The following is a 13352-nucleotide window of genomic DNA, read 5'->3' as shown; positions in this document are numbered from 1 at the left end:
GGGGAAAGGGGAAAGGGGCCGTCGCAAATCCGCTTTCTCGATGGCAGGAAAAAACGTCTTGAAGTTGATACGGGGAAAGGCGCATGATGCGGTCACTTTTCAAACAGCGGTTGGTGTCGCGGCCATGCTGGTCGTGTTTCTCGTAAGAAATAGCATCAAACGGAGGGTCCGCGCATGAAGCGTTGGCAAATCGCGTTGATTGTCGTCGTCCTGTCGCTCGGAACGATCGGCGGCTGTCCGCCGTCGCAGAAAATGAGCTACGTGGACAACGGCGTGATCAAGGTGGGCGTGGACCTGAACAAGGGCGGATCGATCACCTTCCTGGCCGACGTCGCCCACCAGGAAATCAACCTGATCAACTCCGCGGATCTGGGGCGGGAGATCCAGCAATCCTATTACTCCGGGCCGCAACCCTACGGCGAGCCGCATCCCGGCTGGCCCAACTGGCCCTGGAACCCCATCGGCGCCGGCGACTGCTACGGCAATCCCTCCGAGGTGCTGGAGCACGTCAACGACGGCTCGATGATCTATGTCCGATCGATCCCGATGCAGTGGGCGCTGAACGGCGTGCCGTGCGAATGCACCTTCGAGCAGTGGATCGAACTGGACGAAAACGCGGTCCTGGTCCACTTCAAGCTCAACAACAATCGCTCGGACAAGACGTATTACGGCGCGCGTCACCAGGAGCTGCCCGCCGTTTACACGACCGACCGTTTCCATCGATTGTTCACCTACAACGGCAACAAGCCTTTCACCGGAGGGCCGATCGAGCAGATCGTCAACTCCGGGCCGCCGTGGGCCTATTTCACCGGCACGGAGAAATGGGCCGCGCTGGTCCAGGACAACGGCTGGGGGCTGGGCGTCTACAACCCCGACGCCGAACTGTTCGCCGGCGGATTTCACGGCACGCCGGGCAGCGGCGACCCGGAGGGTTCGTCGACCGGCTACATTACCCCGCTTCGGACCGAGGCGATCGCGTGGAACACGGTCTACGAGTACGACGCCTATTTCATCCTCGGGTACCTGGACGACATCCGCGCCTTCGTCTACCAGAACAGGCCGTAGGCGAACCGGCGTCGACGTAGCATGCGCTACGACGCGCCGCCCTCGAGATACGTCTTCGCGAGCCTTCGCCTCAACACTGGATACCCGAACGCGAACGGAAACGACGCGCCGAAGGCGATGAACGAGCCGGCGTTCTTGTAGCCGGACGCGGAAACGGACACCGCGACAAAGGCGAACGCGATTCCGACGGTGACCGCGACCGGGCCGAAGCGCGGTTTGGCGACAAGCTTGTCCCGAAGTTGCGAAACCATCGGCATCAGCGCGAGCACGACGATGAGCGCAAGCAAGGCGCGGGCGTACATGCCGGCGGTCGTCTGGAAACGGCCGGCGATGAATGCCAGCACGAAGATGTGGAAGACGAGAAACAGGAACGAGTCGCGCCCCAGGTATTCGAGATAGGCAAGCGTGCGGTTGTTGCCCGGGCCGCGATAGGCGAGCGGCGCGAGCAGCATGAGCAGTCCCGACGCGCCAAGGCCGGCGAGGGCGTATTTGAGATCGACGCGGAACATCAGCTCGTACGCCGTCTCCGGGAATGTGCCGGGCACGAAGCGCGAGCCGATCGCCATCGCGGCGAACAGCACGCCGAGCGAAACGCGCGCGGCGCTCGACCCGATGCGGTAGAGCATGACGCCGACCAGGAAGAACGCGACCCACGGAAAAAACGAAAAGTGCCCGAACAGAAGGCGCCGGATCGGCCCCATGCTCTCGAGGACCGACTCCGACGGCACGATCGCCAAGCGGTGCGCGATGCCGATCGCGAGAATGCCGATCGCGACCAGAAGCAGAACGCCCGACGAGAGCCGAGCGCGAACGAGAAGGTACGTCACGAACGTGCCGACCGCGACGAGCTGGAAGATATCCGGCACGGCGCGCGCGAGCGAACCGACGTTTATGCTGTACGTGAAGCCAAGCAGAAACAGCCATGCTGACGAGACGGCGTAGAAACGCACCGCACGCTGGCCCTCGCGCGGCGGATGGCGTTCGTGCCAGGTGAGCGCGTTGACGCCGGAGGCCATGAAAAACACGGGCACCCAGCACTCGACGGTGTAGATGAAAGTGAGCGCGACGTATTTGTCGACCGGCATCGCGCCGAACAGCGCCACGTCCATGCGCATCGCATGGGAGATGAGCATGATGATGCAAAACAGACCCTTGAGCAGGTCGATTTCGTGGTGACGATCCGTGCTCATTCGTACTTCAGCGCCTCGCGCATGGGCAGGCCGGCGGCCTTGCGCGCGGGCAAAAGCCCCGCCGCGATGGCCAGCAGCACCGCGCCGAAAAACGCGGCGACGACGTACCATCGGTTGATGACGATCGGCATCGCCCAGCCCGACATCATGGCGTTCAGGCGCGTCATCTGAACGTGGCCGAGAAAATACCCGCACGCCAGCGCGACCGTCGCGCCGGAAAGTCCAAGCATGCCCGACTGCATGAAAAAGATCGTCGCCACCTGACGGCGCGTCGCGCCCAGCGAACGCAGCACGCCGATCTCCCGCGTGCGGTCGATGACGTTGGCCAGAAGATTGTTCACGATGCCGATGATCGCGATGAGCATCGTGATGATCTCGAGCGACACGGCGAGCGTGAAGATCTGGTCGATGGCGTCGATGATGGACTCGCGGAACTGCGTGTTGGTGAGGATGAACAGGTTGAAGTTGTCGCCGAGCCGCGCGTCGATGCCGCGGCGGACATCCGCGGCGTCGGCGCCCGGCGACAGGTACACCTGAAACGTGTCGACGAGCGGGTCGTTGAACGAGGCAAGATAAAGCGGCCGGTTCATGAACACGAGGCCCTCCTCGGACAGGAAGTCGTGAACGACCGCGAGGATGGGAAATTCGCGCCGGCCCGCCGGCGTGTTCAGCGTGATCGCCCGGGCGCCGTCGAGTTCCGGATTCTTGATGACAAGCGTCTTTGAAATGAACACGCCTTCGTTTGCGAAAAACAGCGGCAGCGCCTTTTCGGGATCGCCCTCGGCAAAGCGGAAGCGGTCGCGCTCGAAACGCACGTTGAATTCGAGCGACAACACCGAGATGCGCGCGCCCTTGTAGTCGATCAGCCGGAAACGCACGTGGCGCACGGTGTCGACGCCGGGGACCGTGCGGATGCGCGCGGAGAGTGCGGCGTCGATCGGCACGCTGGTGCGCGTCGCGAAATCGGCGGACGAGGTGACAAGTAGATCGGCCTTCAGGACGTTGCCGAGCCATCCGCGCGTTTCCGCCTTGGTCGAGTTCATGAAGATGTAGATCTGAAAAAACACGGCAAGCGCGACCATGAAGGCCGCGACGGTCATCGCCGAGCGGCCAAGGTCGCGCAGGATGTTTTCGGACGACAGGCGCGCGAGCGGAGTGCGCAGGCGCGCCGTGGCGCGAACGACGCCGTGCAGAAACGCAAACATCACCAGCGGCGTGGCGGAAACGCCCGCGACGATGATCGACACCATCGTCGTGCGCACGCCGTTCAACGTCGTCGAAAACGGCGGCACAAAGAGGCCCGCGGCGATCAATCCGCACGCCAGCGCGAAGATGGAGACCCACCATCCCATCAAGGCGCCGCGCCCGCGCGAAAGGCCGGGCCCAAAGCGCAGCACCTCAAGCGGCGTGATCGTCGTGGCGCGATACGACGGCCATGCGGCGCCGATCAGGCTGACGCCGACACCGAGAAGCGTGCCGTACACCGCCATGTCCGTCGTGAACTCGGCGTGCTGCGTGTTGGTCGCGACGAAAAGGCTGCTGACCTTTTCGGAAAACGTGAGCACCGCGTGGCGGCCCGCGAAAAAACCCGCCGCGACGCCGATCAACGATCCGGCAAGGCCAAGGACGGCGCCCTCCGAAAGGAACATCGCCCAAAGGCGCGCGCGCGTCGTGCCGACCATGCGCAATACGCCGATCTCGCGCATGCGCTGGTAGATCGTCGTTGTGACCGTGTTGAGGATGATGAACCCGCCCATCGCGAGCACGACGAGCGCGAGGATCGTCAGGCCCATGCGAAAGGTGTTCATCATCGAGTCCACGCCCTCGCTGCGTTGCTCGGGCCGCTGCACATCGTATTGCCCGCCCAAAAACGCCTCGACGCGCTCTTTCACCGCGTCGAGCGCCGCGCCCTCGGCAAGCACGAGATCGATGCTGTCGAACGTGCGCCCGCGCCCGAACAGCGCCTGCGCGGCGAACACGTCCATCAGCGCGAAGTTGCCGCCGAACGTCGCGGCGGGGCCTTCGGGTTCGAGCAGGCCGCGCACCGCGAACGACTTTTTCCCCGCGCTGGTCAGCAGGTCGATGCGGTCGTCGATTTCGATCCTGTGACGCCGCGCGAAATCGCGATTGAGCAGAATGGAGTCCGTCGAGTTGAGGAATTCGAGCGGATCGGAGATCTCCACGTCGTCCTTGCCGCGCATTTTGTAGTCGCGCGCGGCGGCGTCGTTCAGCGTATCGACGGCGAGGATCAACACGCTCTCGGCGCCGTGGCGCGTCACGTACTGGATCGTCGGCAGCGCGGCGACAACGCCCTCGACGGCGGCGCCGCCGCGGTCGTCGCGCGCGGACAGGCGCTCCCATGCGTCCTCGCTCACGCCGGCCTCGCCGCCGGTGATTTGCAGGCGCGCCTTGCCGGCGACCGTGTCGATCATCGACGCGTACGAATCCGACATCGTGTCGAGGATCATGCGAACCGAGATGTACGCGGCAACGCCGAGCGCGATGCCGAGGATCGTCAGCACCGTGCGCACGGGGTGCTCGACGATGCGGCGGATGGAGGCGAGCCGGAACAGGTGCCGCATGTTACGCGGCGGTCTGGTCCTCGATCGCGACGACCTTGCCGTCCACGATACGCAGGAGGCGGTCGGCGTAAGCCCAGGACGTGGGGTCGTGCGTCACCAGGACGACGGCCTTTTGAAACTCGCGGGCGAGATTCGTGACCATCTCCATGACAAGCGTGCCGGACTTGCTGTCGAGGTTACCGGTCGGCTCGTCGGCGAGGATGAGGCCGGGGTCGAACGCGAGCGCGCGGGCGATCGCCACGCGCTGCTGCTCGCCGCCGGACATCTCGTCGGGCCGATGATTCACGCGGGGACCCAGCCCGACACGCTCCAGAATCTCCTGCGCGCGCTCGTAGGCCACGCCGCGCTTTGCGCCGTCGAGCAGAAGCGGCAGCGAGACATTTTCGAGTGCGCTCATCGTCGGCAGCAGATTGAAGAACTGGAAGATGAATCCGATCTTCGTGCGGCGCATCTTCGTGCGCTCGGCGTCCGAAAGTTTCGTGATCGAGCGGCCGTCGATGAGGATGTCACCTTTGGTCGGTTCGTCCAGCGCGCCGATGAGGTTCAGCACGGTGGACTTGCCGGAGCCCGACGGCCCTGTGATCGCCAGAAACTGCCCCGGCTCGACCGTGAAGGTGATGCCCGAAACGGCGTGGACGGGAATCTTGCCCTGGTGATAGGTCTTGTGAATGTCGCGGACTTCAAGCATCGCTACCCCACGCGGCGTCGCCGCCATGAAAATCACGAAGAATTTGGAGGCAAGGGCGAAGGAAAGCAAGCCCGCGCGCGATCTTCGAAGCGATCCCTGTCGCAACGCGTCCCGGGTTGCGTTATGATCCGCGCCATGCCGGGATTGACGATGCATCTGTTCAGCATGAAAGGCGCGTGGTCCGAGCGCCTCGCGCGCTCTTACAACAAGACGGTGGCGGCAAGCGACGCGGTGTACGAGATCATCATCGACGAATTGCTTCCGCCATTGCCGCCGGGCGCGCGTGTGCTCGATATCGGCTGCGGCCCCGGCCGGGCGACGCGCCACGTCGCGAGGCGCAGCCCGGGCGCGATCGTGACCGGCGTCGATCTATCCGAAGAAATGATCGCGGCCGCGAGAAAGCTCGGCGCGGATCAACCGAATCTCAAATTCGAAATCGCCGACGCCGAGAATCTGCCCTTCGGCGAGGCGTCGTTCGATCTCGTCATGACCTCCGCGTCGCTGAAACACTGGCCGCACCCCGAGCGAGGCGTGGCCGAAATCGCGCGCGTGCTCGCGCCCGACGGCGCGGCATTTCTGCTTGAGGTGGATCGCCAAACGACGGCGAATGCGGCGCATTGGTTCACGGGCTACTGGAATCTGCCGACGCGCCTGGCCCGTCCGTTCGCAACCGCGTATTTTCGCCGCGTCGTGTGCGCGCAAGGCACGGACGAAGGCGAATTGAAGCGCCTGTTCGCCACGGGCGTCTTTGCCGACGTGCTCGTCCGCCGCATGGGCACGCGGCCGTTCGTCTTCGCTCTCGCGCGCAAAAGCGAAAATTCGCTCCCCGAAGTGATGGAGGCGATGCGCCGCGCCAAGGCGGCGACGTTCGCCAATCCGTAAACCGTGCGTTGACGCCCCTGTCTCTTGATGCGTAAAACCGCCTGAAACGACGCTGCAACGCATCGGAATTTTCATGCCGGAAAACGAACGCCCTTGGGGCTACTACGAAGTTCTTCTCGAAGAGTCGACCTACAAGCTCAAACGCATCACCGTATGCGCGGGCAAGCGCTTGTCGCTGCAATATCACAACCGCCGGCGCGAGCACTGGTTCATTGTGGCGGGGCAGGGCGTGGCGCGCCGGGGCGATGAGGATATCCCCGTTTCGCCGGGCGTCGCGCTCGACATCCCGCAGGGCGCGGTACATCGCATCGAGAATACCGGCGGCACGGACCTCGTGTTCATCGAGGTACAGCAGGGCGACTATTTCGGCGAGGACGACATCGTCAGGATCGAGGACGATTTTGGGCGGACTTGAGGATTGAGGATCGAGGATTGAGGATCGAGTCCGGCGCGAGTCGCGCGTCCGTGTCGAGTGACAGGCGGGGCCGACCGCGCACTTCGTCACCCCGCTGTCGCGGTGTGACTTCGTTTGCGGCACTGACATCGCAAGCCGGGCTTCAGCAGCCGCAACATCCTTCATCGTCATCATCGTCGCCCGCGTCGGCGACATCCGCGTCATCGTTACCGGACGCGTCGTCGTCACCGGTGGCGTCGTCGTCGTCGTCGTCATTCGGCGGCGGGTCGCCGCAGAACGGATCGTAAGGATCGACGGGCGCGTACGTTTCGAGAATCGATGACGTGTAATTGCCGGTGTTGCGTTCGTCGTGGTGGAACCCGCGCGTCTCGAGGGTGCGGCCCGCGGGCGAGCACGTGCGCCAGATGAAGATCGATCCGTCGCGCGATCCGGCCACGACTTCGTAATACCCGTTGCCGGTCAGGTCCGCGACGATCGGCGTCGTCGATACCCACTGGCCGGTGAACTTCGGAAACCCCTCCGCTTCCTCGCCGAACTGGTTGTACGCGTGGAGGATGTATCCGCCGGTGCCGATGAGGATTTCGGGCGATACGTCCGCATCCAGGTGCGCGACCGTCGGGCCGTTGGCAACCATCAGGTCTTCGGCAAGCAGCGGGAAGTAGGGAAGCTGGCGGCCTGTGCGTCCGTCCAGTCCATACAGGTACGACTCCCACAAAATGCGGTGGCCGTAATCCGAAAGAAGCTTCATGTAGTTGACGGAAAGTCCCGCGCTCAACAGGTCCGGCACGTTGTCCGCGTTCACGTCCGCCCAGGTCAGAAAACTCATGCCCGACAGGCCGGCGAACTGCGTCGCGGCGCTTTGCTTTCCGAACAGCGCGACAAGCCCGCTCCACGTTGGCGAGCCGTCGCCGTCGATGCCGACCGGCATGCTGATCCCCGCGAGGAACGCCGCCTCCACGCGGCCGTCGCCGTCGAAATCCGCGAGCGACGGCGAGGCGGCGATGCCGTATCCCAAAAACGGCAGGATTTCCTGCGTCACGCCGGCGATACGCACGGGCCAGCCCGGCAGAAAAGGCCCGCCGTCGTGCAGCGCGCCGTCTCCGTGGATGGCGTACGCGAGGCCGTTGCGCTCATCGATCTGCGTCGTGCCTGCCACGATGTCGAGGATGCCGTCGCCGTTCAGGTCGCCGACGGCGGGCGACGCGATGAATCGCGCGGGCAGGGCGAGTCCCTCCGGGTCCCAGCACGCGACCGGAAACCCCGCCAGGATTTCGCCGCCGGCGTCCCACGCATAAACGAAGCCGTCCATCGCCGCGGCGACGATTTCGAGCCGCCCGTCGCCGGTCAGGTCCGCGATGACCGGCGCGGCGTAGATACCGATCTCGACGCGAGACGCGGCGTCCGCGGCGTGCGCGTTCGCCGGATCGACGGCGACGGGGAATCCGAAACGGAGGTTGCCGTCCGCGTCCCACGCGTAAACGAAGCCTTCCATCGTCGTGACAACAACGTCGCGCCCGCCGTCGCCGTCAAGGTCGCCGACCGCCGGTGTGCCCCAGATGCCCTGTCGGAACGGCTCGATCAAACCGTCGCTGTAAGCGCGCGCGGCGAGGTGATTGGCCGGCGATGCCCCGTCAAACGCCGGGTAGGCGTCGACAAACACCGGCCAGCCGGGTTCGGAGGCGCCGGTCGCATCGATGACGTCCACGCGCCCATTCATCTGCGCAATGACGAGTTCCGGCACGCCGTCGCCGTCCATGTCGACGGGCTGCGGAGAACCTTCGAGCGAGCTTTCGAGCAGCAGCGGCGACGTGGGCATCAGGGCCGCGTCACGCCGGATGTAGAACGTGCGGCGATCGACCGCGCGATTGCCGAGGCTGTCGGTCACCGTGAGGCGCAGCGTCGCGTTGTATTGAAACGGAGACTCGACGGGATCGTCCGCGCGATTCGAAAGCGCCGAGGGATCGAGCGGGCACGTCACTTCGGCGTCCGTCGTCACGCCGTCGTTCGCGCATAGCTCGATGAACTCGTGTTCCCACGGCTCCACGCCGGGCGCGGCCTCGAGCGTGTACGCAAACGACGGCGCGCGCCGCGCGGCGGCCGTGAATGTGACCGCGATCTCGTCGACGCGCGCGGGATCGATAAACGCGAACCAGTCGGGCGAGACGATCTCGGCGACCGGCGGGATCGTGCCCGGCGCGATGCGGTCGATGGCGCGGCGCGCGTTGATGCGCCCGTAACCGAAATGGTGATCCCATCCGGGCCGGCTTTCGAATTGTTCCGGGTCGCCCCAGGAATCGGGGATGTCCACGTCGTCCACGGTGCCGATCAGAAGCTGCCACACCTCGCCCGCGGACAGCGGCGGATCGAGCGCGACCTCGATGCCGCGCGAATAGACGAGGCCCGCGACGCCGGCGACGATGCCCGTCGGCACGGACGCGCAATCGTAGGACGCGCCGACAAGCGCACGCGGACCGAAGCCCGAGCAGTTCGAAAGCCGCAAATACGACGCCGCGTTTTCGAAATTGCGGGTGTCGTGCACGAACGATTGCACGGTGAACGCGCGCGGCAGCGCGCCCGGATAGACGTGATGGAAGCTCGCCGCGTCGCCGAGGATGGTGACGTAGAGGATGTCGTGATCCCACGCGTAGTCGATCGCCTGACGCGTCGCGGGCGTGAAATTGATCGTGGAGTTCGCGTGCAGGATAACCCGCGCGCCGTTATCGACGGCGTAAAAAGCCGCCTCGTTGAAGTGATTCACGTAACCGACGAAACCGTCCGACACGCGAAGCGGCATCAGCATGCACTCCGGACACGTGCCCGCGTAGCCGTACCCGTCGTTGGTGCGGCCCGCGGTGCGCGCCGCGACGCCGGTGCCGTGTTTGGCGTCCGTGTCGTCAAACGGATTGTTGTCGTCCCACAGAAAGTCCCAGCCGGCGATGTCGTCGATGTAGCCGTTGTCGTCGCCATCGATGCCGTCCTCGAAAATGCGCGTCAGATCGTTTGCGTCGATGACGCCGTTGCCGTTCGCGTCGAAGACGCGCGAATCCATGTCGTAGTCACGCACGTTCACGCGGTCGTCGCCGTTGGCGTCGTGTACGCTCGCGCCCTCGGGCAGCGGCAGCTCGCCGGTGTTCAGCGGAATCTTTTCCACGAGATCGAGGTCGTCCCAATGGACGCCCGTGTCGCAGGCCGCGATGACGACGGACGGCTGCCCGACCGTCACCTGCCAGGCGCGATCGACGTGAATGCCGCTGCCAAGGGCGATTTCCGCGGGGCGGATGGTGTTCATCGCCGATTCGGGGATATAGCTCCAGTGGCTCCACTGCGCGGCGTAGAGGGGATCGTCCGGCAGCGCATCGCGGGGGTCGTCGCCCGGGCCGTTCGGCCAGTTGGGGTTGCCCGCTCCGGCGGGCGCGGCATGGAGAGCCGCCGCGACAGCCAGCGCGGCCATCAGTCGCGCCGCGCGAGTGAGGGACGGCGTGCGTTCGCGATGCTGCGTCATCTCCATCTCCCTGTATTCTTCGAGAAACGCACGACGTTGCGGCCCCTCGAAATCGGTACGCCCCAAAATGGTGATCAGGGATTTGAAGAAGCGAAGTTTATACGTTCCGCGCGGCTTGCGGTAGCCGACGGAATTTGCGATCCAGGATTCGGCCCGGCGACGGCCCGATCGCGCTGGAAAACGACGGAGTGCAGCGCCTCCGTTATTTCCGCGCACGAAAAGAAAGGCCCGAAAACGCCAATGTTTTCGGGCCTCATATCGAAGTAGCGGGGGCAGGATTTGAACCTGCGACCTTCGGGTTATGAGCCCGACGAGCTACCGGACTGCTCCACCCCGCGACACGTTCCCCGTCAAGGGGAGGGGGAAATTAGGACATGGTCCGGCCTATGTCAAGAAGCGGGCCGATGGTTTTCGCGGCAGCGGCGCGCGAAGATCGGGATGTGTTTCGCCGTGCGCCAAACGCGCGGCGCGGCGTTCAGACCGTCGTATCGTCGTCCTTGTCGTCCATTTCCTCGGACTTCGCCGCGATCTCTTTTTCGTCCTTTTGCGCCTTGCGGAATTCCTTGATGCCCTTGCCGAGGCCCTGGCCGATCTCCGGCAGTTTCCCGACGCCGAAAATGATCAGGATGATGACGAGAATGATGATGAGTTCGGTTGTCCCAAGGCCCATGGCAAACGTCCCCTTACCGCGGCGCAAAAACGCGCGTCGCAACATCTCGAATTGACGTTAGCATCGGAACGGGAAATAGAAAATAGGAAACAGGAAAGAGGAAAGAGGGGTCGGGCGCCCGCGAATCGCCGCGTGATTGTCGATTTTCAGCTTCCTGTTTTCTTAAAAATAGGGCGACAAAATTCCCCAGCCGAGATATTCGTCGAGCGTCGCGAACAAAAGGATGGCCGCGTAAAGAACGAGGCCCGCAAGGGCGATATCGGCGTAGCGCGAGCGCGAGGCGGATTCGGGGGCCGGGGTGGTGTTTTCGTCATTCATGGCGCGATAACTACCATGCGTCCGGCGGGTGGGGCAATGTCAGCGGGTGACGGCCCGCTGTCGATTTTTGTTGAGCGAGCGGAATTCCGTGGTTAGATTAAACGCGGCTCGTTCCGATTTTTCGTTCGACACCCGGGAAGGAGAAGCGTATGGCTCTTTTTTTGGCGCGCGTCGTTGCCAACATCGCGGGGCTCGTCGTCATCGATTGGCTCTTTGCCAGCATCGTCTTCACGAGTGCGGGATCGTTTGTTCTGGCCGCGATCCTGCTCGGCCTCGTCAATGCGTTCATCCGGCCGATCCTGCAGGTGCTCGCGCTGCCGCTGACAATCGTCACGTTCGGCCTGTTCGCGCTTGTCATCAACGCGGCGTGCCTCGGACTGGTGGCGTGGATGATGGACGGCTTTGACGTCGGCCCGTTCGTGCCGACGTTCTTCGCGGCGATCGTCCTGTCGCTGGTGAGCGCTTTCGCGAGCCGCCTACTCGCGGCGCAGGTGGAAGACTAGCGCGCGAGGCCGCTTATGATTCCGAAGATTCGGCGCGCGCCTTGTTGTTCGGGTTCGGGTGTGTGGCGCGGGGCGTGCCTTGGCGCAGGCGCCGGGCGGGTTTGCGGCGGAGCATGGCCGAAACGTTCTTTCGGGCGCGAGGACGGCCGCGACGAAGGGGTGCCATGGGTTGCCTCCCGGTGACGGATCGGAGACGGAATCGTGAACGGATGCTTCGAACTTAGCATCAACGCGCGCGGGGGCGCAATGCCGGCCGCGGACGCAAGGCGCTTGACCGCGTCGCGATCTCTTTGCTACACAACCGCAACGCAACCAGGGGGTCCCACGATGAGTGATGTCACGCCTGCCCAGATCTTCGAGGACATGTCCGCCAAGCTCACCGCGAATCCGGAGTCGGTGAAGGGCGTGGACGCGATCTATCAGTTCAAGGTCGTCGGCGACGACGGCGGCGAGTGGTTTGCCGACTTGAAGGGGGAGACTCCGAACGTCGCGGCCGGGACGCGCGACGACGCGACCTGCACCATCACCGTGGCGAGCAAGGACTTCGTCGACATCAAGACGGGCAAGCTCTCCGGGCAGATGGCGTTCATGACCGGCAAGCTGAAGATCGCCGGCAACATGGCCCAGGCGATGAAGCTGCAAAAGCTGCTCGCCTGAACCCCGAACGATTTTGGCCACGAAGGAGTCCGCGCGAGCGGGCTCTTTTCATTTGGCGTGCGTCTTTTTTGCCTTGGCCGGCGTAGCCTTCGGCGCGAATCGCTCGCGCGCGAGGGCGATCAGCTCCTCCCGCGTCGTCGCCTCTCCGTCCAGGTACACCTCGCGCAGCGCCGCGAGGGCGTCGCCGAGGGCGCGGCCGCGCGCCACGCCGAGCGCCATCAGATCCTCGCCGCGCACCGGCGGCGCGGCGCTTCGAATCGTCGTCCAGTATTCGCGAACGCGCTCGACGACACGCGGCGAATCGTGCCGCGCGACAAGGGCGAACAGCGCCTCCGGCTCCCATCCGCCGAGCTCCCGCGCCAATTCGCTGCGCGTCTTTCGTGCGCGGTGCGCAAGCGACCGGGAAAGATCCTCGACGGCGCGCGCCCGTTCGGCGAGGCGCTGCGCGGGACGGCCCTGCATCTCGACCCTGGCCAGGAACGCCTCGTCGTCGCCCGGGCCGAGCGTGGCCGCAAGGGCGATGAGCCAGGTCTTGACCGCGTCAGGTATCACGCCGGGAAGAATCGCCTCGGGGTTCTCAAGTTCAAGGCGGACGCGGAAGAGATAGCTCTTCGCGCGCGCCGTCGCGAGAAGGCGCGGATGATAAGCGGATAGCGCGGAAATCTCTTTCATGCGCACGAGGGCGCGCACCGGGCGCTCGTCGCGCAGAATCAGCTCCAGCTCGTCGCGCAGCCGGCGCGGCGAAAGGCCCATCAGATAACCCGCGCGCACCGCCTCGCGCGCGAAGCGTTCGGTGTCCGCGTCCATGCGAAAATCGAAGCGCGTCTCGAAACGCACGGCCCGCATGATGCGCGTGGGGTCTTCGACGAAAGAAAGCGGA

The 13352-nt window shown here is 64.6% G+C and carries 12 protein-coding genes and 1 tRNA gene; 5 read left to right on the top strand and 8 right to left on the bottom strand.

The window, feature by feature from the left end; all coding sequences use genetic code 11:
• Positions 1–174: 174 nt before the first annotated feature.
• Positions 175–1065, top strand: coding sequence for a hypothetical protein (locus K8I61_11495; GenBank protein MBZ0272652.1), 891 nt, complete (start codon positions 175–177; stop codon positions 1063–1065).
• Positions 1066–1091: 26 nt separating this feature from the next.
• Here K8I61_11495 and K8I61_11490 read toward each other — a convergent pair whose 3' ends face one another.
• The 3 genes from K8I61_11490 to K8I61_11480 are packed head-to-tail and all read right to left on the bottom strand — an operon-like array spanning position 1092 to position 5525.
• Positions 1092–2255 carry a heparan-alpha-glucosaminide N-acetyltransferase domain-containing protein gene (locus tag K8I61_11490; protein ID MBZ0272651.1) on the bottom strand — a complete coding sequence of 388 codons (1164 nt, stop codon included), beginning with the start codon at positions 2253–2255 and terminating at the stop codon, positions 1092–1094.
• Positions 2252–4837: an FtsX-like permease family protein gene (locus K8I61_11485; GenBank protein MBZ0272650.1), complete on the bottom strand. Its 2586-nt coding sequence runs from the start codon at positions 4835–4837 to the stop codon at positions 2252–2254. Before K8I61_11485 ends, K8I61_11490 begins: the two co-directional genes overlap by 4 nt.
• A 1-nt stretch (position 4838) precedes the next feature.
• Positions 4839–5525, bottom strand: a complete 687-nt coding sequence (locus K8I61_11480) for an ABC transporter ATP-binding protein (protein MBZ0272649.1) — start codon at positions 5523–5525, stop codon at positions 4839–4841.
• Positions 5526–5648: 123 nt separating this feature from the next.
• Between K8I61_11480 and K8I61_11475 the strand changes: the two genes are divergently transcribed.
• Together K8I61_11475 and K8I61_11470 are read left to right on the top strand one after the other, a co-directional pair.
• Complete coding sequence (locus tag K8I61_11475) at positions 5649–6407, top strand: methyltransferase domain-containing protein (GenBank protein ID MBZ0272648.1); 759 nt, start codon at positions 5649–5651, stop codon at positions 6405–6407.
• A gap of 73 nt (positions 6408–6480) precedes the next feature.
• Positions 6481–6822, top strand: coding sequence for a phosphomannose isomerase type II C-terminal cupin domain (locus tag K8I61_11470; protein ID MBZ0272647.1), 342 nt, complete (start codon positions 6481–6483; stop codon positions 6820–6822).
• A 142-nt stretch (positions 6823–6964) separates the two neighbouring features.
• On the opposite strand, the gene K8I61_11465 is transcribed toward K8I61_11470, so the two are convergent.
• From K8I61_11465 to K8I61_11450, 4 genes are all read right to left on the bottom strand, one after another.
• Positions 6965–10324, bottom strand: a complete 3360-nt coding sequence (locus K8I61_11465; GenBank protein MBZ0272646.1) for an FG-GAP-like repeat-containing protein — start codon at positions 10322–10324, stop codon at positions 6965–6967.
• Between the two features lie 264 nt (positions 10325–10588).
• Positions 10589–10662, bottom strand: a tRNA-Met gene (locus tag K8I61_11460).
• A 137-nt stretch (positions 10663–10799) separates the two neighbouring features.
• Positions 10800–10994 carry a twin-arginine translocase TatA/TatE family subunit gene (gene tatA / locus K8I61_11455; protein ID MBZ0272645.1) on the bottom strand — a complete coding sequence of 65 codons (195 nt, stop codon included), beginning with the start codon at positions 10992–10994 and terminating at the stop codon, positions 10800–10802.
• A gap of 162 nt (positions 10995–11156) precedes the next feature.
• Positions 11157–11312 (bottom strand): hypothetical protein, encoded by a 156-nt coding sequence (locus K8I61_11450; protein MBZ0272644.1) that lies wholly within the window; start codon positions 11310–11312, stop codon positions 11157–11159.
• A gap of 149 nt (positions 11313–11461) precedes the next feature.
• On the opposite strand from K8I61_11450, the gene K8I61_11445 reads away from it, so the two are divergent.
• Positions 11462–11815: a phage holin family protein gene (locus K8I61_11445; protein ID MBZ0272643.1), complete on the top strand. Its 354-nt coding sequence runs from the start codon at positions 11462–11464 to the stop codon at positions 11813–11815.
• A gap of 327 nt (positions 11816–12142) precedes the next feature.
• Positions 12143–12472, top strand: a complete 330-nt coding sequence (locus K8I61_11440) for an SCP2 sterol-binding domain-containing protein (protein MBZ0272642.1) — start codon at positions 12143–12145, stop codon at positions 12470–12472.
• Positions 12473–12520: 48 nt separating this feature from the next.
• Here K8I61_11440 and K8I61_11435 read toward each other — a convergent pair.
• The coding region (locus K8I61_11435; GenBank protein MBZ0272641.1) for a hypothetical protein at positions 12521–13352 on the bottom strand (832 nt) is incomplete at its 5' end.

Source organism: bacterium (assembly GCA_019912885.1).
In the GTDB taxonomy this organism is placed as follows: Bacteria; Lernaellota; Lernaellaia; order JACKCT01; family JACKCT01; genus JAIOHV01.
This window is presented reverse-complemented; position numbering and strand designations above follow the sequence as displayed.